This window comes from Streptomyces sp. NPDC020898 (genome assembly GCF_044333925.1).
Classification (GTDB): Bacteria; Actinomycetota; Actinomycetes; order Streptomycetales; family Streptomycetaceae; genus Streptomyces.
The window spans coordinates 1-25,488 of record NZ_JBIRRV010000001.1; the positions used below are offsets into that span (position 1 = coordinate 1).

At 69.7% G+C, this 25,488-nt stretch carries 22 protein-coding genes; 6 read left to right on the forward strand and 16 right to left on the reverse strand.

The features are described from left to right. Positions 1-146 precede the first annotated feature (146 nt). From ACH4TV_RS00005 to ACH4TV_RS00080, 16 genes are all read right to left on the reverse strand, one after another. Positions 147-953, reverse strand: a complete 807-nt coding sequence (locus tag ACH4TV_RS00005) for a rhamnogalacturonan acetylesterase (RefSeq protein WP_398392542.1) — start codon at positions 951-953, stop codon at positions 147-149. Between the two features lie 115 nt (positions 954-1,068). After that, positions 1,069-2,406, reverse strand: coding sequence for an ABC transporter substrate-binding protein (locus ACH4TV_RS00010; RefSeq protein ID WP_398392544.1), 1,338 nt, complete (start codon positions 2,404-2,406; stop codon positions 1,069-1,071). A gap of 68 nt (positions 2,407-2,474) precedes the next feature. After that, complete coding sequence (locus ACH4TV_RS00015; RefSeq protein WP_398392546.1) at positions 2,475-4,475, reverse strand: pectinesterase family protein; 2,001 nt, start codon at positions 4,473-4,475, stop codon at positions 2,475-2,477. Between the two features lie 33 nt (positions 4,476-4,508). Then, positions 4,509-6,050, reverse strand: a complete 1,542-nt coding sequence (locus ACH4TV_RS00020) for a glycoside hydrolase 43 family protein (RefSeq protein WP_398392548.1) — start codon at positions 6,048-6,050, stop codon at positions 4,509-4,511. Next, complete coding sequence (locus ACH4TV_RS00025; protein ID WP_398392550.1) at positions 6,047-6,898, reverse strand: PmoA family protein; 852 nt, start codon at positions 6,896-6,898, stop codon at positions 6,047-6,049. The genes ACH4TV_RS00020 and ACH4TV_RS00025 overlap by 4 nt, the downstream gene beginning before the upstream one ends. Further along, positions 6,898-8,061, reverse strand: coding sequence for a Gfo/Idh/MocA family protein (locus tag ACH4TV_RS00030; protein ID WP_398392552.1), 1,164 nt, complete (start codon positions 8,059-8,061; stop codon positions 6,898-6,900). Before ACH4TV_RS00030 ends, ACH4TV_RS00025 begins: the two co-directional genes overlap by 1 nt. Then, positions 8,058-9,356, reverse strand: a complete 1,299-nt coding sequence (locus tag ACH4TV_RS00035) for a polysaccharide lyase family 1 protein (RefSeq protein WP_398392553.1) — start codon at positions 9,354-9,356, stop codon at positions 8,058-8,060. Before ACH4TV_RS00035 ends, ACH4TV_RS00030 begins: the two co-directional genes overlap by 4 nt. Beyond that, entirely contained in the window at positions 9,353-10,252 is a 900-nt protein-coding gene (locus ACH4TV_RS00040) for a carbohydrate ABC transporter permease (protein ID WP_398392555.1), read from the reverse strand. The genes ACH4TV_RS00035 and ACH4TV_RS00040 overlap by 4 nt, the downstream gene beginning before the upstream one ends. Beyond that, positions 10,249-11,184, reverse strand: a complete 936-nt coding sequence (locus ACH4TV_RS00045; RefSeq protein ID WP_398392557.1) for a carbohydrate ABC transporter permease — start codon at positions 11,182-11,184, stop codon at positions 10,249-10,251. Before ACH4TV_RS00045 ends, ACH4TV_RS00040 begins: the two co-directional genes overlap by 4 nt. Positions 11,185-11,282: 98 nt before the next feature. Then, the gene (araD, locus tag ACH4TV_RS00050; protein ID WP_398392559.1) at positions 11,283-13,022 is read right to left on the reverse strand and encodes an L-arabinonate dehydratase; all 1,740 of its coding nucleotides are present in this window, start codon (positions 13,020-13,022) and stop codon (positions 11,283-11,285) included. Then, entirely contained in the window at positions 13,019-13,930 is a 912-nt protein-coding gene (locus ACH4TV_RS00055; protein WP_398392561.1) for a dihydrodipicolinate synthase family protein, read from the reverse strand. The genes araD and ACH4TV_RS00055 overlap by 4 nt, the downstream gene beginning before the upstream one ends. Continuing rightward, on the reverse strand, positions 13,930-14,595 hold the full coding sequence (locus tag ACH4TV_RS00060; RefSeq protein WP_398392563.1) for a GntR family transcriptional regulator: 666 nt from the start codon (positions 14,593-14,595) through the stop codon (positions 13,930-13,932). The genes ACH4TV_RS00055 and ACH4TV_RS00060 overlap by 1 nt, the downstream gene beginning before the upstream one ends. A 243-nt stretch (positions 14,596-14,838) precedes the next feature. Then, positions 14,839-15,591 carry an MBL fold metallo-hydrolase gene (locus ACH4TV_RS00065; protein ID WP_398392565.1) on the reverse strand — a complete coding sequence of 251 codons (753 nt, stop codon included), beginning with the start codon at positions 15,589-15,591 and terminating at the stop codon, positions 14,839-14,841. A 290-nt stretch (positions 15,592-15,881) separates the two neighbouring features. After that, positions 15,882-16,475 carry a TIGR03086 family metal-binding protein gene (locus ACH4TV_RS00070; RefSeq protein ID WP_398392566.1) on the reverse strand — a complete coding sequence of 198 codons (594 nt, stop codon included), beginning with the start codon at positions 16,473-16,475 and terminating at the stop codon, positions 15,882-15,884. Positions 16,476-16,634: 159 nt separating this feature from the next. Continuing rightward, a complete protein-coding gene (locus ACH4TV_RS00075; RefSeq protein WP_398392568.1) occupies positions 16,635-17,798 on the reverse strand; it encodes a hypothetical protein in 1,164 nt (387 codons plus the stop codon). Beyond that, on the reverse strand, positions 17,795-18,778 hold the full coding sequence (locus ACH4TV_RS00080; protein ID WP_398392569.1) for a 5-dehydro-4-deoxyglucarate dehydratase: 984 nt from the start codon (positions 18,776-18,778) through the stop codon (positions 17,795-17,797). Before ACH4TV_RS00080 ends, ACH4TV_RS00075 begins: the two co-directional genes overlap by 4 nt. 293 nt (positions 18,779-19,071) lie before the next feature. On the opposite strand from ACH4TV_RS00080, the gene ACH4TV_RS00085 reads away from it, so the two are divergent. The 6 genes from ACH4TV_RS00085 to ACH4TV_RS00110 all read left to right on the forward strand — a co-directional run bounded on the left by ACH4TV_RS00085 (position 19,072) and on the right by ACH4TV_RS00110 (position 25,290). Beyond that, positions 19,072-19,881, forward strand: a complete 810-nt coding sequence (locus tag ACH4TV_RS00085; protein WP_398392571.1) for an NAD-dependent epimerase/dehydratase family protein — start codon at positions 19,072-19,074, stop codon at positions 19,879-19,881. A gap of 341 nt (positions 19,882-20,222) precedes the next feature. Beyond that, on the forward strand, positions 20,223-21,005 hold the full coding sequence (locus ACH4TV_RS00090; RefSeq protein ID WP_398392573.1) for a DeoR/GlpR family DNA-binding transcription regulator: 783 nt from the start codon (positions 20,223-20,225) through the stop codon (positions 21,003-21,005). Positions 21,006-21,129: 124 nt separating this feature from the next. After that, the gene (locus tag ACH4TV_RS00095) at positions 21,130-22,497 is read left to right on the forward strand and encodes an ABC transporter substrate-binding protein (protein WP_398392575.1); all 1,368 of its coding nucleotides are present in this window, start codon (positions 21,130-21,132) and stop codon (positions 22,495-22,497) included. Further along, the gene (locus tag ACH4TV_RS00100) at positions 22,494-23,438 is read left to right on the forward strand and encodes a carbohydrate ABC transporter permease (protein WP_398392577.1); all 945 of its coding nucleotides are present in this window, start codon (positions 22,494-22,496) and stop codon (positions 23,436-23,438) included. The genes ACH4TV_RS00095 and ACH4TV_RS00100 overlap by 4 nt, the downstream gene beginning before the upstream one ends. Further along, complete coding sequence (locus ACH4TV_RS00105) at positions 23,438-24,304, forward strand: carbohydrate ABC transporter permease (RefSeq protein ID WP_398392579.1); 867 nt, start codon at positions 23,438-23,440, stop codon at positions 24,302-24,304. Before ACH4TV_RS00100 ends, ACH4TV_RS00105 begins: the two co-directional genes overlap by 1 nt. Then, a complete protein-coding gene (locus tag ACH4TV_RS00110; protein ID WP_398392581.1) occupies positions 24,301-25,290 on the forward strand; it encodes a zinc-dependent alcohol dehydrogenase family protein in 990 nt (329 codons plus the stop codon). Before ACH4TV_RS00105 ends, ACH4TV_RS00110 begins: the two co-directional genes overlap by 4 nt. Positions 25,291-25,488 lie beyond the last annotated feature (198 nt).

Genomic DNA, 25,488 nt, shown 5'->3' on the forward strand with positions numbered 1-25,488 from the left:
ACCACCCCCCGGGTCATGGTCGACAGGGGGCAAAAGTCATGCCGGGCCAGAAGGCCGGGAGCCCCAAAATCGGGGCCGTCTAGAAGGTAACGGGGTGGCTGGTACGGCGGGGTGGGGCCGGTCCGGCCGGTTTCCGGCGGAAGTGGCTAGACGGCGGCGGCCTGCGGCCAGGTGATCCAGGAGTCCGGGATCTCCTCGTCGAGGCGGCGCACGTCCCGGTGCGCCAGCACCCGGCTCCGCACCAGGCCGGCGGCGACGAGCCGGGCCACGGCGACGGCCCCCGGCGGATTGAAGTGCGTGTTGTCCTGCTCGGTCGCTGTCCAGTTGAAGTACTTCTTCGTCTCCTCGACGCCCAACTCCTGCCAGAGCGCGATCGACAGGGCCTGGATGTCGAGCAGCGCCACGCGCTCCTTCTCGGCGAGCGCACGCATCGCCGCCGGGTAGTCGCCGTGGGTCGGCTGTGCGTTGCCGCTCGCGTCGAACTTTCTGCGCTCGACGGAGGTGGCCAGCACCGGCCGGGCACCACGGGCCCGCGCACCGTCGATGTACAGCCGCAGATGCTCCTGGTACGTCGTCCAGGGCTCCGTGTAGCGGACGGGATCGGCGATCTTCTCGTCGTTGTGCCCGAACTGGATGATCAGGAAGTCACCGGGGCCGATGACATCGAGAATGGCGTCGAGACGCCCCTCGTCGAAGAAACTCTTGGAACTACGCCCGTTCACGGCGTGATTGGAAACGGCCAGCCCCTTCCCGAGAAAGAAGGGAAGCGCCATTCCCCACCCGGTCTCCGGGGCGGCGTCAGCGTATTTCTGGGCGGCGGTGGAATCACCGGCGATATAGATCGTGCGAGAACGACGGCCGGAATGCGCCGAGGCGCTTCCCGACGTGGTGGCGACAGCGAGAGGTACGGCGGCAAGAGCAGCCACGGTCACCTGTCTACGGCTAAGAGACACGACGTTGTGCCTTTCTCAAAGGGGGCAGGGGACCCCGCGCCCTGTTTTTAGGGGCGCGGGGAACTGCGCGACCAGCCACGGCGAACCCGCAGCCAGCGACGAACAAGAACGACCCCTAGCCCATCTGCTCGTTCCACTCAGCCTGCGCAGCATTCAGCTGGTCGGCCAGCGTGTCCAGGAACTCCTTCGCGCTCATCTTCTTGAGCAGCACCTTCTGGAGGTTCGGCTCGTTGTCCGCCTTCGAGATGGTGTTCCAGTCAGGCAGGTAGTACGGCAGCTGCACGATCTTGATCGTGCCGCTGTTCAGCGACTCGGCCGCGAGCTTCGTCGCCTCGGCTGCCTGGATCCACGGGTCCTTCGCAGCCTCCGTGTTGGACGGAATGGCGCCCGCCGCCTCGTTCCACTTGCTGTTGGACTCGTGCGAGGCGGCGAACTCGATGAACTTCCACGCGGCCGTCTTGTTCTTGCTGGACTTGAACATGCCCAGCCCGTCAACGGGGTTGGAGACCTGGACCCGGGTCCCGTCGTCCTGCGTCGGGTTCGGAATGCCCCGGAACTTGCCTTCGAGCGCCTTCAAGTGGTCCTGGTAGGAACCGAGGTTGTGGCTCAGCATGCCGATGTCGCCGCTGTCCCACTGGGCGACCATCTTCTTGAAGTCGTTGTTGACGTCGGCGGCCGGAGTGTCCTTCTTGTACAGCGCGGCGTACTTCTCCAGCGCCTCGACGTTCTTCGGGTCGTTGACGGTGGTCTTCGTGTCTTTCCAGAACGACGTGATGCCGGACTGGCCGTACATCGCGTCCAGGGCCTGGGCGATCGAACCCTCACCGCCGCGAATGGTGTAACCGAACTTGTTGTTGTCCGCGTCGGTGAGCTTGTCGGCGGCGGCGTAGAACTTCGACCAGGTCGTCGGCGGCTCCAGCTTCGCCGCCTCGAACAGGTCGGTGCGGTACCAGAGCGTGCCGTTGTTCGCGGAGGTCGGGACGGTGAAGAGCTCGTCGCCGCCGCCCGCGCTGCGCACGCTGTCGATCATGCCCGGGGTCAGCTTGCCGTTCAGCGAACTGCCCGTGAGCCGGGCGTCGAGCGGCTCCAGGGCGTTCTGCGCGGCGATGCCGGCGAGCATGGCCGCGCCGACCCCGCCGACGTCCGGCAGGCCGCCGCCCTGGATGGCGGTGTCGTACTTGGACTGGACGCTCTCGGACGGTATCCCGACGTACTTGACCTTGATGTCCGGGTTGGCCGCGTGGAAGTCGGCGATGATCACCTTCCAGACGTCGGTACGCACACCGCCGTTGTTGTCCCAGAAGGTGATCTCGCCCTTGCCCGAGCCCTCGTTGCCCTTGTCCCCGCCCGCTCCGCTGCCGTCGTCGCCACAGGCGGTGGCGGTCAGCGCGAGCACGGATCCCAGGGCCACGGCGATGGCCGCGCGCCTGCTTCTGCGGATGCTGATCTTCATTGGTCGGCACTCTCTCTTCTGGATCAAACGAAACTGTGAAGTTGTGGGGGTCAGGGGGTACTGAGGGATCAGCGGCGGGCGTACGGCGCCCAGCCGTCCGTACCGTTCAGGTAGTCGGCCACGGTGTGCGTGGCCGCGTCGGTGGGGCTCAACTGCGGCCGGTCGGCGGTCACCTGGGCACCGGGCCCGTACGTCCGGTACTCGGTGAAGCGCGCGTCCTTCCACGAGAAGCCGCTCATGTCGGTCCACGGCGAGGCCTTGATCGCGGCGGGCAACTCGGTGTCCCGGAACAGGACTTGGGCCACCGCGTTCGGCTCGCCGCCCGGGTGCCAGGGCCGGCCGAGGTGGAAGGAGCCGGCGGGTGCGTCGCTCACCACCTTCGAGCGGGTGATCAGGAAGCCGTACGGATTGCCCGTCCAGGTCGAAGCGGCCGTGATGTAGCCGTTGTTGGTGGCAGATCCTCGGCTCAGTGCCCGGATCACGGACCGCTCGATGACGGTCGTCGCCCGCCCGTAGATGAAGTCGACGTCGCCCTCGATGTACGAGTCGCGGACATAGACCCGGCTGATCACGTCCAGCTTGGGGCTGTCGGTCATCAGGGTGTCCTGGTTGCCGAGGAAGGCGGTGTTCTCGAAGACGATCCGGTCGCCGGTCGTCTTCATGGCCAGCGCCTGCTCGCCGCTCAGCTCGACGGCTGCCTCGTCGAAGTCGTTGCTGAAGGTGAGGTTGCGGGCGGTGACGTCGTTCGCGGCGATCCGGACCGTCGCACTCCCCGTCGAACCGCCGTACGCGGCAGGCGTGTCGTAGACGATCACGGTGTCGGAGCGGTCCCGGCCGGTCCCCTGGAGCAGGATGTTCGGCTTGGCCGCCGGGATGAAGACCTTCGCGCGGTACGTGCCCGGCGCGACGGCGATGGTCACCGGGACGGCGTTCCCGTCCGGCACCGCGTCCACCGCCGCCTGGACGGTCGGATAGTCGGCCGGGACGTGGAGCGTCACCGTGTCACCGATCCGCTGCTGCGGCCCGGAGAACCGCTTGACCAGCGACGGCACCGCGGCGGCCGGGTCGAGCCGGTAGGGGTAGAAGTCACGCGGTTCGAAGGCGGTGCCCCACGTGTCCTGGCGCCCGCTGACGTTCTTCAGGATCGACCCGCGCTGCACCAACTCGGCGGTGGCGTCGGCCTGGTAGGGGTGCTGGACCCCGTCGTAGTAGCTGTTCTCGATGACCATCTTGGTCTTGCCGCGCGACCAGTTGCCGTACGTCCAGACGGGATCGCCGTCGACGACCTGCGCCGACACGTAGTTGTTGTAGAGGTGTGCGTAGGCGCAGTTGTCGGCGGACGGGTTGCGCTGCTTCGTGCCCGTGAACCAGTTGTGGTCGATGGTGATCTGGGTGAGCACGTTGGACGTCCAGCCGATGCCGAACGCCTTGTTGTGGTCGGCGAACTGGTTGTTGGAGACGGTGATGTACTGACTGTCCTTGCGGATGTCGAGCAGTCCGTCGCCCATGTGCGTGAAGCGGTTGTGGTCGATCCAGACGTGGTCGACGGTGTCCATCTGGATCGCGTCGAAGTCGGTCGTCTTGCCGTCCCAGTCGCCCTCGACGTACGAGTCACGGATCGTCAGATTGCGGATGATCACGTTGCTGGTACCGGGGTTGAGGTGCAGCTCGCCGTGGACGATCTCGCCGGTGTCACCGACGCCGATGATCGTCTTGTCGGAGGCCACGACGACGTCCGCGCCGAAGGGCGCCACGGCGATCGAGCCCGCGACCCGGATGACGTACGGCTCCTCGGCCGCCGCGTACTTCACCAGCGAGGCCTGGTCGGTGACGGTGACGACCTTGCCGCCGGCGCCCCCGGAGGTGCCACCGGCGAGGGAGGCGAACCCGTGCGGCCGGTCGGTCCAGCGGGCGGGACCCGTCGTCGTGCCCCCAGCGGCGGGGGCGGCAGCCGTCGCCTCGGTGACCGCCCCGAGGGTCAGGGCGACCGCCAGGCCCACGACGGCGGCCAGGGTTCTGCCGATCGGTCTGTCGACCCCCGGCAAGCGCTTGCTAGGGAAGTGCGTCATTGCGGCTCCCAACAGGCTTACGAATAAGGAGAGTTACGAGGTAGTCACTCTGAACTGCGTGAACGAGGCCGCGCCGGCGTGTCCCCCGCCGACGGGTGCGAGCGCGAAGAGGCCGAGCAGGGCGCCGACCCACCGCCAGGGCGTGGCGGCGAACACCGGCCCGGACGACTCCCAGCCGTCCCCGGCGCCGACGTCGTAGGAGAACCGGCAGCGCGCTCCCGCCCCGATGGCGATCCGCAGCCGGGCCCGCCCGTCCGGAGCCGGCCGCGGGTGCTCGGCGTCCCGTTCCCGCTCGGCCACGGATTCCGCGAACCGGTGGACGAGCCGGACCGTCCCGTCGTCCGCCCGCTCCAGACCGATCCAGCCGAAGGAGTCGCCCAGCACGGCGAGTCCGGCCCGCGCCCCCGGCTCCTCGCTGTCGAGCCGCAGTTCCACCTCGACCACGCACGCGGTTCCGGGCAGCCGCTGGGTGAGGATGTTCGGGAGTTTCCGCAGGTCATGGGCGTCGGCACTGCGTACGCAGCTCAGCCGCAGCCCGTCGCCCGAGTGCTGGGTGGCCCAGCCGTCCTGCGGGTTGGCCGTCCACTGCCACTGCCGGCCGAACCGTCCGCCGGGGAAGTCGTCGTCGGTGGCCGGCGCGGCGGGCGACTGCACCGGCAAATCGGGCTTGCGGTGTACGGCGACGGGCGTGCCCCCGTCACCCATTACGGGCCAGCCGTCGCCACCGTCGGCGCCCCAGCTCATCGGCTGAAGGTGCACGACACGGCCGTACGGGCCACGCTGCTGGAAGTGGAGGAACCAGTCCTCGCCGGTCGACGTGCGCACCCAGCCGCCCTGGTGGGGGCCGTTGACGTCGGTGTCCCCCTGCTCCAGGACGATCCGCTCCTCGTACGGCCCGAAGAAGTCGCGGGAACGTAAGGCACCCTGCCAGCCGGTCTCCACTCCCCCGGCGGGGGCCAGGATCCAGAACCAGCCGTCGTGCCGGTAGAGCTTCGGGCCCTCGATGGTGAACCAGCCGGGGATGCGGTCGCCGTCGACGATCACCTTGCCCTCGTCCAGAAGTCGCGTGCCCTCGGGGTGCATCCGGTGTCCGGTGAGCCGGTTCTTCACGCCCGACCGGGACTTGGCCCAGGCGTGCACGAGATACGCCTCGCCGGTCTCCTCGTCCCACAGCGGGCACGCGTCGATGAGTCCCTTGCCCTCCTTGACGAGGTGCGGGCGGGTCCAGGGGCCGCGTATCGCCGGGGAGTTGATCTGGAAGATGCCGTGGTCGGGGTCGCCCCAGAAGATCCAGAAGCGGTCGTCGTGATGCCGGAGCGAGGGTGCCCAGACACCGCAGTCGTGGCGCGGAACGGTGAACTCGGCCGCCGGTTGCAGGCGTTCGAGGGCGTGGCCGACGAGGGTCCAGTTGACGAGGTCGCGGGAGTGCAGGAGGGGCAGACCGGGGGCCCGGCCGAAGCTGGACGCGGTGAGGTAGAAGTCGTCGCCGACGCGGACCACGTCCGGGTCGGACCAGTCGGCGTTCAGGACCGGGTTGCGGTAGGTCCCGTCACCCAGGTCGGCACTGGCGATCACAGGCTCACCGCCTTGCGTACGAGAGCCGCGGCCTCGCCGCGGTCGAGGCGGCCGTCGGCGACGACGGTGACGATCCGGCGTACGACGGTCTCGCCCGCGGGGATCGGCAGCCGCTCGTCGAACGCCAGGGACGAGCCGACCCCCGGGTACTCCTCCGCGCGGACGAACCACGGGTCGCGGCGCGTCTGTTCGGTGGCGCCGGCGAAGACGAGCGTCCAGGTGGCGCCGGCCAGGGCGAGCCAGTCGGCGCGGTGGCCGTGGACCGACGACTCGCCCTCGACGGAGGCCGTGAAGACGTCGGGAGCGCCGGACTCCTTCTTCGCCCGCCAGAAGAAGCCTCCGTAGGCGGCTCCGGGGCGGCCGTTCGTGGCCGGGCTGCCGATGGAGAGCGGGGCGGCGGCGGTGTTCGTGAGCGAGAAGGTGAAGTCCAACGCCCAGGCGGTGTCGGTGAGTTCGGCGGCGGCGACCGTACGGCGCTCGCGCAGCAGCTCGGCGCCGCCGACCATCCAGCGCAGTTCCTCGACGAAGCCGTCGGGGTCGCGCAGCTGGTAGGCGGTGTGCCGCTGGGCGCCGTGGTTGTCCAGCTCGGTCGGGCCCTGGTCGCGTACGTAGGTGCGCCCGCCCCAGAAGTTGTGCCCCTCGACGTCGGGAATGGCGACACCGACGCCGAGGTGGTGAGTGTGGTCGGCGGGGCTGAGCTCGGTGACAGCGGTGCCGGCCAGGGTGGTGACGGGGTGCAGATACGGGCGGGGCGAGTGCCGGGGCGGCAGCTCCGGCCTGCCGGTGTAGCGGCCGACCGGGCGGCCCGCGACCCGCAGGACCAGCGACTCGTTGGGCATCTGGGTCATCAGGTGCTCACCTCTTTCGGGAGCGCCCAGGAGGCGCCCAGCTCGGAGTAGAGGGAGAGGGTGTCGGCGGCGGCTGCGACGAGGCCGTCGATCCCCGGGACCACTCGGCGGCTCTCACCGGTGGCGTACTGCCAGGCGTCCTTGGGCAGCGCGACCGGGTCGGGGGCCTGCCGGATCGCCTCGACGACCCGCATGAAGGCGCCCGTCCCGTCGGGCACGACCAGCAGTTCGGCGCCCTCGGTGAGGTGGTCGACGAGGTTCTCCAGCAGGTCGGTGCGGTCGTACTCGTACTCCTCCGGGCCGTGTCCCGAGCGCTGGAGGAGGACGCGGTCCTGCTTGTACCAGAAGGTGATCCGGCCGCTGGTGCCGTGCACGAGGACGTACGGGTCGTCCGGGTGTTCGGCGCACAGGGTGGCGGCGACGGTGACCGGGACGCCGTTCGCGGTGCTGACGCGGACGCACGAGGTGTCGTCGGACTCGATGTCGTTGGCGCGCAGCAGCTCGGTCTCGATGCCGGTGACGTCCTCGGCGCGGGTGGTGCCGCCGAGGGCGAGGCCGGTGGCGACGGCGTGCGCGAGCGGGTTGGTGAGGGCGCCGTCGATGACGTCCACCCCGTTCAGCCTGCGCTTGCCGGCCCAGGGCGCGCGCCGGTAGTACGCCTCGTCGCGCGCCCACGCGCCCGCCCCGCCGACGCCGGTCACCTCTCCGATGGCACCCTCGGCGATCAGTTCCCGGATCGCGGGCAGGGCGTGCGAGCCCAGCGACTGGAACCCGATCTGGCAGGCGACCCCGGCCGCCGCGACCCCGTCGGCCATCCGGCGGAACTCCGCGTACGACGGCGCCGGCGGCTTCTCGAGGAGCAGGTGCACGCCCTTGGCGGCGGCGATCAGCGCGAGGTCGGTGTGGGTGGGGATCGGCGTGCAGATCACGGCGATGGCGGCGCCCGTGGAGTCGAGGAGCGCGCCGAAGTCTGCGGACTGCTCGGGCGTGCCGAGCCCCTCCAGCTCCTCATCCGTGAGCCGGGTCAGCTCGCAGACACCTGCCAGCCGTACGAGGCCCTTGTCCTGGAGCCGGCGGATGTTCGCGAGATGCCAGTGGCCGTGGCCGCGCGCTCCCGCGAGGACGACCGGTACCGGAGTGGTGTGTCGTGTGGTGGTGGTCATGTGAGCCTCCCTGCGCCCGCGCCGCGTGCCACCTCTCGGTCGGCCGTGTCGGCGCTGTCGATCTTTGTGTGCAGGGTAGGCGTCCAGCCGACGTCGGCCGTGAGGTCACGCTCGCTGCCCGAGTTGTAGGCGTTGTGGATGGTCAGAAGATCGACGGGGAAGCCGTTGAAGAGGGTGCCGCTCTGGTGCAGGGCGGTGCCGTTCCAGCTCTTGACCAGGTCGGCGGCCTCGACGTGCCCCGGGGTGGTGAAGGCGTTGTTCTCCGCGTACACGGCGGACTCGGTGGAGACGCCGAGCGAGTAGCGGTAGTCGTCGCCGTGGTCGATCAGGTAACGGTTGTTGTAGACGTGCACCTGCCCGAAGCGGACACGCGGGGCGCGCTGCGTGACCGAGCGGAACTCGTTGTGGTGCAGGGTGACGCGGAGCTTTCCGCGGTCTCCGGTGGCCGTGTCGCCGCTGCCGATGAGCATCGCCTTGTCGTGGTCGGCGAACCGGCTCCAGGAGACGGTGACCAGGTCGGAGCCGTTGGTGATGTCCAGCAGCCCGTCGTGGCGCAGGTAGTTGCGGGCGAAGTAGGTCGGCTCGTCGGCGTCCGCGTGGCCCTTGTCGGAGGCGGTGACGTGGTCGACCCAGACATGGGTGGCGCCGTTCAGCCAGATGGTGTCGTACGCCGTCTTCCAGTCGCCCAGGCCACCGGAGTTGGGCTGCCAGACGGGGAAGCAGTCGTAGGCGTCGCGGAGTTCGAGGTTGCGGAGGATCACGTTGTCCGCGTTCTTGACCTGGAGGCTCGCCCCCTTGAGGACGGCTCCCGAACCCAGCCCGACGATCGTCGTGTTGGACCCGACGGACAGCACGACCCGCTCCGCCTGCCGGGCCGCGGCGACCTGCCGGGCCTCCTCCTGGACGCCGCTCGGCTTGGCGGAACCCCAGGTGCGGGGGTCGTAGGCGGCCAGGTACTTCTGCACGCCGTACCCGGTCCCGGCCGCGTAGTCGCCGCAGCTCAACCGCCCGCCATCATCGGCGGTGTTGGCGTCGACGGTCCCCGCGATGCGGATGATTTTCGGGGTGGCGCTGCCACCGTCGAGGGCGCGGACGAGTTCACCACGGCTGCGTACGGTGAACACGTGCGCGTCGTCCGCCGCCGCGCCGCCGGTGGTGCCACCGTCGGCGGCGGCCCAGCCGTCGTGCGCGGGCAGGGTGTCGCGGCTGATGTCACGGGCGTCGGCACCGGCCGGGGTACTGAGCACGGCACCCAACAGGCCACCCACAGCGGCTACTTGAAGCGCCCCCCTCATCCCTTCACCGCCCCCGCGCTGAAGCCGGTGATCAGCCACTTCTGGATGAAGGCGAACACGATCACCACGGGTACGGCGGCGATGATGCCGCCCGCCGCGAGGGCGCCCAGGTCGACGCTGTCCGCGCTCATCAGGGTGTTGAGACCGACCGGGATGGTCTGCTTGCCCTGGTCGCTGAGGAACATCAGGGCGAACAGGAAGTGGTTCCAGGAGTGCACGAAGGCGAAGGAGCCGACGGCGATCAACCCGGGCCGCAGCAGCGGGAGTACGACGACCCGGAACGCGGTGAAGCGGTTGCAGCCGTCGACCCAGGCGGCCTCCTCCAGGGTGTACGGCACGTTCTTGATGAATCCGCTGATGAGGATCATCGACAGCGGGAGCTGGAAGACCGTCTCCGCGATGATGACGCTGACCAGCGAGTTGATCATCTGGAGCTCGGCGAAGATCTGGAACAGCGGCACCAGCAGCAGGGCTCCCGGCACGAACTGGGAGCAGAGCAGGGCCAGCATGAACGCGCGCTTGACCTTGAAGTCGAAGCGGGCGAGGGCGTAGCCGCCGGCGAGGGCGACGAGCGTCGTCATCACCAGCGTGGCGACGCCGACGAGGATGCTGTTCTCGAAGTACGTACCGAAGGCCCGCTCGGTCCACACCTTCTCGAAGTGGTCGAAGGTCATCGGCCAGGGGACCAGGGAGGTCGAACCGGCCGGACGCAGCGCGAACAGCAGAATCCAGTAGAAGGGGATGAGGGTGAAGACGAGGTAGATCCCGAGGGGGAGGTAGATCTGCCAGCGCGGGGCCTCGTCCCAGGCGCGGCGCTGCTTCTTGTGCGGGCGTGGCGGCTCGGGGATGTCGTCCACGGGCGTGGGCACGATCGCGGTGGCTTCCTTGGTGATCACTTGCTCTCCCCTCCGAACTTGCTCAGCCGCAGGTAGACGATCGAGAAGAAGAGCAGGATCACGAACGCGACCGTGGTGAGGGCCGATGCGTAGCCGAAGTTGTGTGCGTCGACGCTGGTGTTGGCGATGTAGAGCGGGAGTGTCGTCGTCTCGCCGGCCGGCCCGCCGCCGGTGAGGGTGTAGAGCAGGTCGACGTTGTTGAACTCCCAGACCGCGCGCAGCAGCGTGGCCAGGACGATGGCGTCCTTGAGGTGCGGCAGCGTGATGTGCCAGAACTGCTTGAGCCGGCTGGCCCCGTCGACCTCGGCGGCCTCGTAGAGGTCCTTCGAGACGGACTGGAGGTCGGCGAGGATGAGGATCGCGAAGAAGGGGACTCCTCGCCAGAGGTCGGCGACGATCGCCGCCGAGAACACGGTGGAGGTGTCCGACAGCCAGCTCGTGCCGTAGGTGCCGATGCCCATGTCGGCGAGGTAACGGGTGATGCCTGTCTGGGAGTTGTAGAGCAGCACCCAGATCGCCGAGGTCAGTACGCCCGACACGGCCCACGGGGAGAAGACGAGCGCGCGGCCGATGGAGCGGCCCACGAAGGTCTGGTTGACGATGAGCGCGAGCGCCAGGCCGAACATCAGCTGGAGGCCGACCTCGACGACGACCCACTTCCCGCTGAAGACCAGCGTGTCCCAGAAGATGGGGTCTTCGGTGAAGGCGTGCGTGAAGTTCTCGAAACCCGCGAAGCCGTTGCGCCATGGCTTGGTGGGGTTGAAGTGCTGCAGGCTGTAGTAGAAGACGCTGATGACCGGGTAGGCGATGAAGCCCACCATGAGCAGGGCTGCCGGTGCGATCAACAGATAGGGAAGCCTGCGTGGCGTCGCAGAGGCACGCCGCCGCCGGGGTGGCGCGGGCGGTTTCGCCACGGCTGCGGCTTGGGCCATGACTGTTCTCCGTTCTAGGTGAAGCGCTTACCTAAGTAATTCGACATATCGACCAAGTGGGGTGATCTGTGGTGATCTGCTCTGCGTTGAAGGGTGGTTCAGCCCGCGTACGGGTCGCGCACCTTGCCCGGCCTGGCCAGGAACTCGAAGTCGCAGCCGGTGTCGGCCTGCGTGATCTGCTCGTTGTAGAGCGCGCCGTAGCCGCGCTCGTACCGTTCGGCCGGCGGCGTCCACTCCGCCCGTCTGCGCGCCAACTCCTGCTCGTCCACGTTGAGTTGGAGTGACCGCGCCTCGACGTCCAGGGTGATGGAGTCCCCCGTGCGGACAAGTGCGAGCGGCCCGCCGATGTGCGACTCGGGTGCCACGTGCAGGACGCACGTGCCGTAACTGGTGCCGCTCATACGGGCGTCGGAGATCCGCACCATGTCCCGCACGCCCTGCTTGAGCAGGTGGTCGGGGATGGGCAGCATCCCGTACTCGGGCATGCCGGGGCCGCCCTTGGGACCGGAGCCGCGCAACACGAGCACGGTGTCGGCGGTGATGCCCAACTCCGGGTCGTTGATGGTGCGTTGCATGGTCCGGTAGTCGTCGAAGACGACCGCGCTCCCGGTGTGCCGGAGCAGGTGCGGCTCGGCGGAGATGTGCTTGATGACCGCGCCGTCCGGACAGAGGTTGCCGCGCAGGACGGCGACCCCGCCCTCGTTCGCGACCGGCTTCTCGCGCGGGCGGATGACCTCGTCGTTGTGCACCTGCGCGCCTTCGAGCTGCTCGCGCATGCTGTCGAACGAGACCGTCGGCCGGTCCAGATGCAGCAGGTCGGTGATCCGGGAGAGGAACCCGGGCAGCCCGCCGGCGAAGTGGAAGTCCTCCATGAGGTACGTCTGTCCGCCCGGCCGTACGTTGGCCAGCACCGGCACGGTCCGCGCGATGCGGTCGAAGTCGTCCAGGGTGAGCCGGACGCCGGCCCGGCCGGCCATGGCGATCAGATGGATCACGGCGTTGGTGGAGCCGCCGAGGCCGAGGACGGTGGTGACCGCGTCGGTGAAGGCGTCGGCGGTGAGGATCTCGCTCAACTTCCGGTCCTGGTGGACCAGTTCGACGATCCTCAGGCCGGATGCAGCAGCCATCCGGTCGTGCCCGGAGTCGACGGCGGGGATGCTGGACGCCCCCGGCACGGTCACCCCGAGCGCCTCGGCCGCGGCCGTCAGCGTGGACGCCGTACCCATGGTCATGCAGTGCCCGGGAGAACGCGCGAGCCCGCTCTCCAGTTCCGTCATCTCGCAGTCGCCGATGAGCCCGGCGCGCTTGTCGTCCCAGTACTTCCACATGTCGGTGCCGGAGCCGAGGACCTCGTTGCGCCAGTGGCCCGGCAGCATGGGCCCGGCGGGCACGAACACGGTCGGCAGGTCGACGGACGCGGCGCCCATGAGCAGCGCCGGCGTCGACTTGTCGCAGCCGCCCATCAGGACGGCCCCGTCGACCGGGTACGAGCGCAGCAGCTCCTCCGTCTCCATGGCGAGGAGGTTGCGGTAGAGCATGGGGGTCGGCTTCTGGAAGGTCTCGCTGAGGGTCGACACCGGGAATTCCAGGGGGAATCCGCCCGCCTGCCACACGCCCCGCTTCACGGCCTGCGCCCGGTCACGGAGGTGCACATGACAGGGGTTGATGTCCGACCAGGTGTTGAGGATCGCGATGACGGGCTTGCCCAGGTGCTCCTCGGGGAGGTAGCCGAGCTGGCGGGTGCGGGCCCGGTGGCTGAAGGAACGCAGCCCGTCCGTCCCGTACCACTGGTGGCTTCTGAGCTCTTCCGGCTGCTTCCGCACGCGGTCGCCGGTCATATGGACCACCGGGCGGCTATCGCGGCGACCTCGGCGCGTTCGTCCTCGGGCAGGGTACGGCTCGGCGGGCGGACGTCGCGTCGGCACAGGCCCAGGGAGGCGAGGGCCTCCTTGACGACGGTCACGTTGTTCGCGGAGGCGTTGGCCGCGCGCAGTTCCTCGAAGCGGCGGATCTGCTCCCAGACCTTCATGGCGGCCGGGTAGTCGCCCGAGCGAAGCGCTTCGATCATGTTCAGCGAGACGGCCGGGGCGACGTTCACCAGCCCGGACGTGAAGCCGGTGGCGCCGGCCGAGAAGTAGGAGGGCGCGTAGGGCTCGGCGAGCCCGGCCACCCACACGAAGCGCTCCAGCCCCGCGTCCCTGGCGAAGGAGGCGAAACGGGCGGCGTCCGGGACGGCGTACTTCACGCCGATCACGTTCGGGCAGACGTCGGCGAGTTCGGCGAGCCGCAGGCCGCTCAGCGAGGCGTTGCGGATGTACGGGACGACGCCCAGCTCCGGCGCGGCCTCGGCGATGGCCCGGTGGTAGTCGACCCAGCCGCCCTCCGAGACGTACGGGTGGATGGGCTGATGGACCATCACCATCGCGGCGCCGTGGTCCCGGGCGTGCCGGGCGGCGGCGACAGCGGTCGGTACGTCGTGCCCTACGCCGACGAGGATCACGGCCCGGTCGCCGACCTCGTCGATGGTCAACTCCGTGACGAGGCGCCGCTCTTCGGGAGTGAGGGCGTAGAACTCGCCCGTGTTGCCGTTGGGCGTGAGGGTGGTGATCCCGCCGTCGAGCAGCCGGCGAAGCAGGGCCCGGTGGGCGCTCTGGTCGACGGTGCCGTCCTCGGCGAACGGTGTCACCGGGATCGCCACCACGTCGGCCAGGGCCGCCCGTTGGGTCTCGAACGCCACGCCGCTCATCACTGACCGTCCTTTCCCTGGACCTCGGACTCCCCTGCGGGGAAGGCCCGTTGCACGAACGACTCGATATGGGCGTGCAGCGCGCGCGCCGCGCCGTCAGCGTCACCGTCGAGGGCGAGCCGCAGGATCTCGCGGTGCTCGTCCGCCTCCCGGTTCCAGGAGGGGTCGGCGGCCCAGGCGACGGCGGAGACCAGGGCTGCCTGGTCACGCACCTCGTCGAGCATCCGGCCGAGCAGCGGATTGCCGCACCGCACGTACAGGGAGCGGTGGAACTCCCGGTTGGCCAGGGAGCGTTCGGCGGTGTCGGTGGCCCGGTCGGCCCGGGCCAGCGCGTCACGTGCGGCATCGAGGGAGGCGCCGCGGCACACGGAACGCTTCAGCGCCTCCGGCTCCAGCAGCAGCCGTACGTCGTAGACCTCGCGCGCCATGTCCGCGTCCACCATGCGCACCGTGACGCCCTTGTACTGGTTCATCACGACGAGCCCGGTACCGGCCAGCGTCTTGAGCGCCTCGCGCACCGGGGTCTTGGACACCCCGAACTGTGCGGCGAGCTCGGTCTCGACCAGGGCCTGACCGGGCGTCAACTGCCCGGTGAGGATGCGGTGTTTGATCCCCTCCAGCACGAACTGCGTGCGGGACGGGATCGGCGTGGGCACTGAGGTCATGCGTGCCTCTCGGATGTGGACGGACCGGATCCCTCGGATCAGATCTCGCGTATCGGATCTCGCATATCGCGTCTCATATATGACGTACTAAGTACGACGGGGTTGAAGGTAGGAGGGGCCTTCGTGTTTCGTCAACGTTTCTGACAAAGGAAGTGAAAAAGAGGAGCAAAAAAGTGAGGGAAGTGAGGGAGTTGAGACGACGCACCGACGGGTGCGGTCAGCGGCGAGCGGTCGACAGAGCGATCAGATGATCTTCGTGGTGCCTTCGTACGCGGTGTCGGTGGGACCGCCGAAGACGGCTGCGGCACGGTCGGTGGCCGACTCCGCGGTGAGCGTGGGCCCCACATGCGTGATGAGCAGCGAGGCCGCGCCCTTCGCGTACGCGCCGGCGTCCTCCGGCGTCAGATGCACCTGTTCGCCATCGCCATCGCCATGCCGGTCGATGTCGGCCTCGCACAGGAACAGGTCGGCGCCCCGGGCGAGTTCGGCGAGCGCCTCGCAGGGGCCGGTGTCCCCGGAGTACGCGAAGACCTTGCCCTGCGACTCGGCGCGCAGCCCGTACGCCTCGATGCCGTGGGAGACCGCGCGCGTCATGAGGCGCAGGTTCCAGTGCCGGACCATGTGGCCGTCGTACAGCGGCCTGAAGTCGAGGATTCCGCGCAGGAAGCCGAGATCGCGCTGCCCGAAGAACCCGGCGATCCGCAGCGCGCACTCACGCGGCGCGTAGACGGGGATCGGGGCGGGCGGGGTGAGCCCGCCGTAGGCGAACCCGTACACGGCGGCGAGGAGATCAGCATTGTGGTCGGCGTGCAGATGGGAGATCCAGATCGCGGTGAGCCGTGCGGGATCGGTGTGCCGCTGCAACTCCGCGAACGTGCCGGGCCCGGCGTCCACCCACACCTCGGCGCCCCCGCCACGCAGCAGATAGCCGGAGCAGGGGCGTCCCGGCTCCGGATGCGGAGAGGCGGTGCCGAGGACGGTGAGGCTCAGGGGCATGCGGGGAGCGTACGGGGCGGTGCGGGCGCCTGTACGGGGATTGGCAGGCCGTACAGGCGGGGGCCGCCGTCCCTAGGCCCTGTCGCCACATTCCCGCCTGCCCTGCGACGCCATGCACGCTCCCCCACTGCCTTAAGGGCGTGGGAGGGGCCCCCACGCCGCCGCACCGGGCACAGACCCACGTACAACCAGTACGAGGGCCTGCGCCCGCCACGCCGAGAGCACGCTCCTCACGCCGCCAGGCCCGCCCTTCGGGCGGACGACGGGAATGTGACGACAGGGCCTAGCGATCACAGCGCCGTCCACCCCGGATCCCGCCCGCTGAGCCCGATCACCCGGTCCAGCAGCGGCGCGTCGTCCGGCACGGGAACGATCGGGCCGAAGATCTCGGCCCGGCTGCTCGGGTCCTCGGCCGCGGCGAGGAGGAAGCCGTACGCCGCCTCCAGAGCGGCCGGATCGGGCTCGTACTCCTGTCCGGTGGAGCGGGCCAGGTCCCAGCCGTGGACGACGAGTTCGTCGACCGCGACGGCTGCGGCGACCGCGCCCGGCAGGGGCACACCACCGGCGCGGGTCTCACCGGTCCAGGCGGCCGGGTCACGCCAGGCGTCGGCGAGTTCGTCGAGGGCCTTGGGCAGGGTCGAGCGCCAGCCGGGGGCGAGGTCCGGCACGGAGGAGTCCGGGCTGGTGTCCGTCGTCGCGCCGAGGTCCTTGCGCGCGGCGTCGCGGAAGGCGACGGCCAGTCCCGCGACATGCCCCAGCAGATTGCGCACGGTGTACTGCGGACACGGCGTCCCGGCCGCGAGCTGCTCGTCACTCACCCGCTCCGCGAGCCGGGCCACGGTCCGGGCCTGCGGTCCGAGGTCGAGGGTCGTGGGGTCGGTCATCGGCTTCTCCTCAGGTCCGGCCGGCCTCACCGAGACCGGCACTGCATGAGGTAGACCGGCGCCGCACGCGAAACTCATCGCGCGCCCCGCAAACCCGGCGATGACCAGGCATGACGCCTCGAAACCGGTCCGCGGCGCGCATGGTGCGCGTCCGCTGCCTCAGCGCCGGGCCAGCGCCTCCCGTACCGCCACCAGGTCGTCGTCCGACGCCAACCCGGCGTGGTAGAGCCGCACTTCGGTGGCCCCGAGCCCGGCCGCGCGCTCCGCGTCCGCCGCGAGGCTGGCCGGGCTGCCGCCCATCCCGGAGACCACGACGAGGTTGGCGGCCAGCACCGCGTCCGCGCGGCGCTGCTGCGCGAACGGGGTCAGCAGTCCGGCGCCGCCCGTGCACGGCACCACCACACCGTCCGCGACGGACAGGATGTGCGCGGGGTCCACGCCCGGGTTGGCGCCGACGTGGTACGAGACCGGGTCGGCGTGCAGCAGCACCTGGAAGCCGGCCGGAGCCGCCGCCCGGACCGCCGCGACGGCCGCCTCCTGAAGCGTGCGGGCCGTTTCCTCACGCCACGCGCGCGTGCGGGCCGCCGTCTCGTCGCCGAGGGCCTTCTCGACCGCCGTCCAGCCGCCGTCGTCCGGTTCGCCCCGCCACAACGGCTCCAGCGCGGCCCGTACGGCCACGGCCAGCTCGTCGGGGTCCAGGCCCTGTCCGCCGTACCCCGCCCGGCAGGACGGGCAGAAGCAGAGCGCCATCAGATACTGGCCGGCGTCGCCGAGCCCGATGGCGCCGGTCTTGTCGTGGGCGTGCAGATGCGTGAGCCCGTACCAGCCCAGGGACTCCAGTTCCGTGCCGCGCGCGCCGGGCCGTACGGCGGCCTCTGCGGCGAGATCGACGAGGTACGCGCGCGTGGCGGGCTGCGCGATGCACGGCGCCCACGGGTAGCGGTCCCCGTAGGCGTTGACCACGGAGGTGTCCGGATGCTCGGCGCCCAGGCGGGAGTTGTGCGCGAGCACGACCCAGGTGTGCACGTCGAGGCCCGCGTCGGCGAGAGCGTCGGCGGCCTCGCCGTACGCGTCCCCGGGGGCCCACGCCCCGGCCGCGTACGGCCGCAGCTCACGGCCCGCCCAGCGCTCGTCCGTGGGGTAGAGCACGGCCGCGTGCTCGGCGGTGACGATGCGGTGGCGCGGGTGGCGGGGGGTCAACGCGCGCGTGGAGTGGTACGCGGAGGCGAGCGTCACCTGTTCGACGCCGAGCGCGGCGATCCGCCGGGCCGCGTCCGGGTCGCCGTTGACGTCCCAGGGATAGACGAATGCGGACGCCTTCACACGCTCTCCTCGAACTCGGGTTCAACCTCGGCACCAGTGCCCGCGCCCACCTCGATCAGGGCGTAACCGCGCTCCACGAGCCGCACGAGCTGCTTCACATGATCCTCGCTCGGCTCGTGCAGCGGCGGCCGGACCTCCCCGACGTCCAGCCCGCCCTGCCGTACGCCCGCCTTGACGAGCGAGACGGCATATCCGCGCCCTTGCGCCCGCAGCTCGACGAACGGCCGGTAGAAGCCGTCCAGGAGCCGGTTCGCGGTCGCGTCGTCGCCGGTGTTGAGCGCCCGGTGGAAGGCGAGGGCGATCTCGGGGGCGAAGCAGAAGACGGCCGACGAGTACAGGGTGATGCCGATGCCCCGATAGGCGAGACCGGTCAGTTCGGCGGTCGGCAGACCGTTGAAGTACAGGAAGTCGCCGGGCACCTCACCGCGTACGGCGCTCACGATCCGCTGCATCAGGTCGAGGTCACCGAGCCCGTCCTTGAGCCCGATGATCCCCTCGGTGCGCGCCAGGCCGACGACGGTCTCCGGGGTGAACACCGCGTTGTCGCGCTGGTAGACGATGACCGGCAGGTCGGTCGCCGCGGCCACCTCCCGATAGTGCCGCAGCAGGCCCTCCTGCCCGGCCACCACCAGATACGGCGGCATGGCGAGCAGCCCGTCGGCCCCGGCCTCGGCGGCGAGACGCGCGTAGCGCACGGCGAGGGCGGTGCCGTATCCGGCGCCGGCGATCACCGGCACGCGCCCGGCGGTCTCCTCCACCGCCGCCCGTACGCAGTCCTGGAACTCCTCGGGCGTCAGGGCGTGGAACTCCCCCGTGCCGCAGCACGCGAAGACGGCCGCGGCGCCCGCCTCCACGCCACCGCGCACATGCTCGCGGAAGACGTCGAGGTCGAGCGAGCCGTCGGGGCCGTACGCGGTGACGGGGAAGAACAGCGGACCGCTCGGAACGGTGAGTCGGGTGGCGAGGGGGGCTGGCGTCACGGGCTCTCCCTGGGGCATGCGTACGTGCACGCTTCTGATCAACGTCTACATTTCTGAACAATCCTTGGAAGCGCCCACGCTAAATGGCCCCCTTGGGGCCGGTCAAGCGCACAAACAGCCACCGCGGAGCACGACCGCGACGAAATCCGCAGCTCCGGACCGCGCAGGACAACCCGGGTGCGCGTACTTGACGAGCTGGGCACGTGATCCCTAGCGTGTCCACGCATGTGAATATCGTGCACGCATACGGCCGTCGCCGCGCCGCCCGCCAAGGAGCCCCAAGGAGACCCGGGATGCCCGCTCCCCGCACCGTTCTACTCACCGGCGCCGCCGGCGGACTCGGCACCCTGATGCGGGACCTGCTCCCGTCCTACGGCTACGAACTGCGCCTGTTCGACCTGCTCCCCATCGAGGGCGAGCCGGACGCGATCACCGCGGACCTCACCGACAAGGCGGCGCTGCGCGAGGCCGTACAGGGCGTCGACGCGATCATCCACCTCGCGGGCATCTCCCTGGAAGCCTCTTTCGAGAAGATCCTCAGGGCGAACATCGAGGGAACGTACAACCTGTACGAGGCCGCACACGAGGAGGGCGTCGGGCGCATCGTCTTCGCCTCCTCGAACCACGCGGTGGGCTTCACACCCCGCCCCCAGGGCGCCGACCCCCTCATCCCCGTCGACACCCCGCACCGCCCCGACACCTTCTACGGCCTCTCCAAGTCCTTCGGCGAGGACCTGGCCCAGCTCTACTGGGACAAGCACGGCCTGGAGACCGTCTCCGTCCGCATCGGCTCCTGCTTCCCCGAGCCGACCAGCGTGCGCATGCTGTCGCTGTGGATGAGCCCCGCCGACGGCGCCCGCCTCCTCCACGCGGCGCTGACCGCGAAGGACGTCGGCCACACCGTCGTCTACGGCTCCTCCGCCAACACCCGCCTGTGGTGGGACCTCACCAGCGCCCGCGCGCTCGGCTACGCACCGCAGGACGACTCCGAGCCGTACGCCGAGAAGCTCATCGCCGAACAGGGCGACCTCGACCCGGAGAACGCGGGCCACGCCCACCTGGGCGGCCACTTCGTGAGCGACCCGCCGATCTGGCCGTACTGATCCGGCCGCACCAATCCGGCCGACACGGCGGAAACAGGACAGAAAACAGACGTTCATGAGAGCGGGCGGGCACCGAACGGGCCCGCCCGCTCCGTCATTCGGGCACCCGTGTTGCCCGATCTCACGCCCGGATCCACACCTGCGCAGGTCCGAGGCGGGCACGCCTCTCGCCAAACGGGTGAAAACGGGCAGTATCGTGTCGACAACAGGCCTGTTCAGCGCCGCATCACCGCTGTAGAACTTCCCCCAAGGGCCACACCGGGCCCGAACGGGCAGTACCGGCTCGAAGCACAGCGAGAGTGATCGAGCCACGCATCACAGCACGGAAGCAGGTGTCGACGATGACGACGGCAAAGACGGCGAAGACCGCCGAGGACCGCCAGCGCGAGATCGTGCGGGCCGCCCGCGCCACCGGCTCGGTCGACGTCACCGCGCTCGCCACCGAACTGGGCGTGGCCAAGGAGACGGTACGACGGGATCTCCGCGTCCTTGAGGAACACGGGCTGCTCCGCCGCACCCACGGCGGCGCCTACCCCGTGGAGAGCGCCGGCTTCGAGACGACGCTCGCCTTCCGTGCCACCAGCCATGTTCCCGAGAAGCGCCGGATCGCGGCAGCCGCCGCCGAGCTGCTCGGGGACGCCGAGACGGTCTTCGTCGACGAGGGCTTCACCCCGCAGCTCATCGCCGAGGCACTGCCCAGGGACCGGCCGCTGACCGTGGTCACCGCGTCCCTGCCGGTCGCGGGCGCGCTCGCCGAGGCCGACAGCGTCTCGGTGCTGCTGCTCGGCGGCCGGGTCCGCACCGGCACGCTGGCGACCGTCGACCACTGGACGACGAAGATGCTCGCCGGCTTCGTCATCGACCTGGCGTTCATCGGCGCCAACGGCATCTCCCGCGAACACGGCCTGACCACGCCGGACCCGGCGGTCAGCGAGGTCAAGGCGCAGGCGATCCGGGCATCGCGGCGGACGGTGTTCGCGGGCACGCACACCAAGTTCGGAGCGGTCAGCTTCTGCCGGTTCGCGGAGATCGGCGCACTGGAGGCGATCGTGACGAGCACCCTGCTCCCGTCGGCCGAGGCCCACCGCTACTCACTGCTGGGCCCGCAGGTCATCCGCGTCTGACGTCCGGCCGCACGCACCCGGCACACCCACCCCACCCGAAGAGCCGACAACCCGACCGACCCACCCGTAAGGCACCTCCAGCCCTCCAGTCGTCCCCTTTGCACCTAAATATCCAGGAGTACCCATGCGAACCCAGAGCCGACGTGCGCCACGCGCCTTCCTCGCCGTGACAGCCGTAGGGACGCTGATCACCTCACTCGCCGCCTGCTCCGGCGCCGGCGGGTCCGGATCCACCGGCGGCGACTCCATCAACGTCCTGATGGTGAACAACCCGCAGATGGTGGAGCTGCAGAAGCTCACCGCCGACAACTTCACCAAGGACACCGGGATCAAGGTGAACTTCACTGTCCTCCCGGAGAACGACGTCCGCGACAAGATCAGCCAGGACTTCGCCAACCAGGCCGGCCAGTACGACGTGGCGACCCTCTCCAACTACGAAATACCGATCTACGCCAAGAACGGCTGGCTCCACTCCCTGGACTCGTATGTCAAGAGCGACACCGCCTTCGACCAGAAGGACATCCTCACCCCGATGACGCAGGCCCTCACCGCGGAGGACGGCCAGCTCTACGGCGAGCCCTTCTACGGCGAGTCCTCCTTCCTGATGTACCGCAAGGACGTCCTGGACAAGGCCGGCCTGACCATGCCCGCCAAGCCCACCTGGACGCAGGTCGCCGACATCGCCGCCAAGGTGGACGGCGCCGAGTCCGGCATGAAGGGCATCTGTCTGCGCGGCCTGCCCGGCTGGGGCGAGGTGATGGCTCCGCTGACCACGGTCGTCAACACCTTCGGCGGCACCTGGTTCGACGCGGACTGGAAGGCGCAGCTGGACTCCAAGGAGTTCAAGGAGGCCACCCAGTTCTACGTCGACCTGATCCGTGAACACGGCGAGTCCGGCGCCGCACAGTCCGGCTACGCCGAGTGCCTGAACAACATGACCCAGGGCAAGACGGCCATGTGGTACGACGCCACAGCCGGCGCCGGCTCCCTGGAGGCGAGCGGTTCCCCGGTCAAGGGCAAGATCGGCTACGTCCCGGCACCGGTCGAGAAGACCGACAGCTCGGGCTGGCTCTACACCTGGGCCTGGGGCGTCCAGAAGGCGTCCGGCAACGCCGAGAACGCCTGGAAGTTCATCTCCTGGGCCTCCAGCAAAAAGTACGAGAAGCTCGTCGGCGAGTCGTTCGGCTGGGCCAACGTGCCCGGCGGCAAGCGGGCGTCGACGTACGACATCCCTGAGTACCGCAAGGACGCGGCCGCCTTCGCGGACGTCACCCGGGACGCCATCGCGGACGCCAAGCCCGACGACCCGGGCGTGCAGCCCCGGCCCGCGCCCGGCATCCAGTTCGTCGGCATCCCCGAGTTCACCGACCTGGGCACCAAGGTCTCCCAGGAGATCAGCTCCGCCATCGCCGGCCGGCAGTCCGTGGACGACGCGCTGAAGAAGTCGCAGGAGCTCGCCGAGGCCGTCGGAAAGAAGTACGAGGGATCATGACCGTCGCCGCTCCCCCCACCCGGGTCGCCGCCGCCGCGCGGCCGGCGACCCGGCCGCCGAACCGTATGCGCGAGTGGGCCACCCGGGCCCCCTTGCTGCCCGCGCTGATCTTCATGATCCTCGTGACGCAGCTGCCCTTCGTCGCCACCCTGGTGATCTCGTTCTTCGACTGGAACGCGCTCTACCCGAACGACCGCAGCTTCACCGGCTTCGCCAACTACTCGGATGTGCTGAGCACACCCGAGCTGCGGGAGTCGGTGTGGACGACCGTCCTGCTGACCGTCACGGTCGTGCTCGTCAGCCTGGTGCTCGGACTGGCGCTGGCGCTGCTGCTCGACCGCAAGTTCCGGGGCAGGGCCATCGTCCGCACGATGCTCATAGCCCCCTTCCTCCTCGTACCGGTCGCGGCCGCGCTGCTGTGGAAGCACGTCCTGCTCAATCCCGAGTACGGCCTGTTCAACGGCGTCCTGCACTGGATCGGCGGCGACGGGGCGACCCAGCCGGACTGGATCTCCGAGATGCCGCTGATGGCGGTCGAGGCCTCGCTGATCTGGCAGTGGACGCCGTTCATGACGCTGATCCTGCTCGCCGGACTGCAGAGCCGTGACTCGCAGTTGCTCGAAGCCGCCCGTATGGACGGCGCGAACGACTGGCAGGTGTTCGTCCACATCACGCTGCCGCACATGCGCCGCTACATCGAACTGAGCGTGCTGCTCGGCTCGATCTACATCGTGCAGAACTTCGACGCGGTGTACACCATCACGTCCGGCGGGCTCGGCACCGCGAACCTGCCGTACACCGTCTACCAGACCTTCTACCAGGCGCACGAGAACGGCCTCGCCTCGGCGGCCGGCGTCATCGTCGTCATCGGCTCACTCATCCTCGCGACCTTCGCCCTGCGCGTCGTGTCGTCCCTGTTCCGTGCGGAGGTGTCCCGCTGATGGCCACGATCACCACCACCGCCCCCAAGCGCCCACGGCCCGGCGGCCGGTTCCAGGGGGCCGCCCTGGGCATGACCGCATGGCTGGCCGGCATCCTGTTCGTGCTGCCCATCCTCTGGATGGTCCTGACCTCCTTCCACTCCGAGGCGGACGCGGCGACCAACCCGCCCTCCCTCGCCGCCTCGCTCACCCTGGACAGCTACCGCGAGTTCTTCGGCGTCGGCGGCGGCGCCAGCCCCTGGCCGGCCCTGATCAACTCGATGACGGCTTCACTCACTTCGACCCTGCTGACGTTGCTCCTCGCACTGCCGGCGGCGTACGCGCTGTCCATCCGGCCGGTGAAGAAGTGGACCGACGTCATGTTCTTCTTCCTGTCCACCAAGATGCTGCCGCTGGTGGCGGGCCTGCTGCCGATCTACCTGTTCGCGAAGAACACCGGTCTGCTCGACAACATCTGGGCGCTGGTCATCCTCTACACGTCGATGAACCTGCCGATCGCGGTGTGGATGATGCAGTCCTTCCTCTCCGAGGTGCCGACCGCGATCATCGAGGCGGCGCAGATCGACGGCGCGAAACTGCCGACGATCCTGGGGCGCGTGGTGGCCCCCATCGCCCTGCCCGGAATAGCGGCAACAGCCTTGATCTGCTTCATCTTCAGCTGGAACGAGCTGATGTTCGCAAGGGTCCTGACCGGCGTGGTCGCCGAAACCGCCCCCGTCTTCCTCACCAGCTTCATCACCAGCCAGGGCCTGTTCCTGGCGAAGGTGTGCGCCGCGTCGCTCGTCATCTCCCTGCCGGTGCTCGCCGCAGGTTTCGCCGCCCAGGACAAGCTGGTCCAGGGCCTTTCGTTGGGAGCCGTGAAATGAAGGCCGCCGTCATCGAGTCCGTGGGCCGCGCCGTCGTCATGGAGGTGCCGGACCCGACACCGGGCCCCCGCGACGTCGTCGTCGAGGTCGCGGCCTGCGGCCTGTGCGGCACCGATCTGCACATCCTCCAGGGCGAGTTCGCGCCGACACTGCCGATCGTGCCGGGACACGAGTTCGCGGGCGAGGTGGTCGGCGTCGGTACGGCGGTCACGGAACTGTCGATCGGCGACCGCGTGGCCGTGGACCCCTCCCTCTACTGCCACGAGTGCCGGTACTGCCGCGTCGGCCACAACAACATGTGCGAACGCTGGGCGGCGATCGGCGTGACCACGGCGGGCGGCGCGGCACAGTACGCGGTGGCGCCGGTCGCCAACTGCGTACGTCTGCCGGACCACATCCGCACCCAGGACGCGGCCCTGGTGGAGCCACTGTCGTGCGCGGTACGGGGGTACGACGTCCTGCAGTCCCGCCTGGGCGCCCACGTCCTCATCTACGGCTCCGGAACGATGGGCCTGATGATGCTGGAGCTGGCGAAGCGGACAGGAGCGGCGAGCGTGGACATGGTCGACGTGAACCCGACGCGCCTCGAAACAGCGCACCGCCTCGGCGTCTCGGCGTCGGCCGCGAACCCCGACGAACTGGACCGCCCGCAGGGCTGGGACCTGGTGATCGACGCGACGGGCAACGCGGCGGCGATCCAGGACGGCCTGGACCGGGTGGCGAAGGCGGGCACGTTCCTCCAGTTCGGCGTCGCGGACTACGCGACCCGGGTCACGATCGACCCGTACCGCATCTACAACCAGGAGATCACCATCACCGGCTCGATGGCGGTCCTGCACAGCTTCGAACGCGCGGCGGAACTGTTCGCGGCGGGTGTACTGGACCCGGAGGTGTTCATCAGCGACCGTATCCCTCTGGCGCGGTATCCGGAGGCACTGGACCAGTTCAAGGCGGGGGTAGGACGCAAGATCGTGGTGGTGCCGTAGGGTTCGCGCCCCCTCGGGGGCGACAACGGGCCGGGCCCCGCATGTCGAACCCGTCCGGCATGTGAGGCCGGACCACCCAGCCTTCTCTCCCACCCACCCCCACCAACTCCACCCCCTCCGGCGGTTGTGGACAAAGGCCCGCCCCCCCCCCCCGCTGTGCCCCCCCCCCCCCCCCCCCCCCGCGACCACCCCCGGCCC

Excerpts from the sequence above, each read along its gene's own strand:
- ACH4TV_RS00070 (WP_398392566.1), bottom strand. The coding sequence starts at position 16,475 with ATGACCGACCCCACGACCCTCGACCTCGGACCGCAGGCCCGGACCGTG.
- araD (WP_398392559.1), bottom strand. The coding sequence starts at position 13,022 with ATGACCGGCGACCGCGTGCGGAAGCAGCCGGAAGAGCTCAGAAGCCAC.
- ACH4TV_RS00105 (WP_398392579.1), top strand. The coding sequence starts at position 23,438 with ATGGCCACGATCACCACCACCGCCCCCAAGCGCCCACGGCCCGGCGGC.
- ACH4TV_RS00045 (WP_398392557.1), bottom strand. The coding sequence starts at position 11,184 with ATGGCCCAAGCCGCAGCCGTGGCGAAACCGCCCGCGCCACCCCGGCGG.
- ACH4TV_RS00030 (WP_398392552.1), bottom strand. The coding sequence starts at position 8,061 with ATGACCACCACCACACGACACACCACTCCGGTACCGGTCGTCCTCGCG.
- ACH4TV_RS00110 (WP_398392581.1), top strand. The coding sequence starts at position 24,301 with ATGAAGGCCGCCGTCATCGAGTCCGTGGGCCGCGCCGTCGTCATGGAG.
- ACH4TV_RS00090 (WP_398392573.1), top strand. The coding sequence starts at position 20,223 with ATGACGACGGCAAAGACGGCGAAGACCGCCGAGGACCGCCAGCGCGAG.
- ACH4TV_RS00015 (WP_398392546.1), bottom strand. The coding sequence starts at position 4,475 with ATGACGCACTTCCCTAGCAAGCGCTTGCCGGGGGTCGACAGACCGATC.
- ACH4TV_RS00010 (WP_398392544.1), bottom strand. The coding sequence starts at position 2,406 with ATGAAGATCAGCATCCGCAGAAGCAGGCGCGCGGCCATCGCCGTGGCC.
- ACH4TV_RS00085 (WP_398392571.1), top strand. The coding sequence starts at position 19,072 with ATGCCCGCTCCCCGCACCGTTCTACTCACCGGCGCCGCCGGCGGACTC.
- ACH4TV_RS00035 (WP_398392553.1), bottom strand. The coding sequence starts at position 9,356 with ATGAGGGGGGCGCTTCAAGTAGCCGCTGTGGGTGGCCTGTTGGGTGCC.
- ACH4TV_RS00065 (WP_398392565.1), bottom strand. The coding sequence starts at position 15,591 with ATGCCCCTGAGCCTCACCGTCCTCGGCACCGCCTCTCCGCATCCGGAG.
- ACH4TV_RS00100 (WP_398392577.1), top strand. The coding sequence starts at position 22,494 with ATGACCGTCGCCGCTCCCCCCACCCGGGTCGCCGCCGCCGCGCGGCCG.
- ACH4TV_RS00025 (WP_398392550.1), bottom strand. The coding sequence starts at position 6,898 with ATGACCCAGATGCCCAACGAGTCGCTGGTCCTGCGGGTCGCGGGCCGC.
- ACH4TV_RS00060 (WP_398392563.1), bottom strand. The coding sequence starts at position 14,595 with ATGACCTCAGTGCCCACGCCGATCCCGTCCCGCACGCAGTTCGTGCTG.
- ACH4TV_RS00055 (WP_398392561.1), bottom strand. The coding sequence starts at position 13,930 with ATGAGCGGCGTGGCGTTCGAGACCCAACGGGCGGCCCTGGCCGACGTG.
- ACH4TV_RS00095 (WP_398392575.1), top strand. The coding sequence starts at position 21,130 with ATGCGAACCCAGAGCCGACGTGCGCCACGCGCCTTCCTCGCCGTGACA.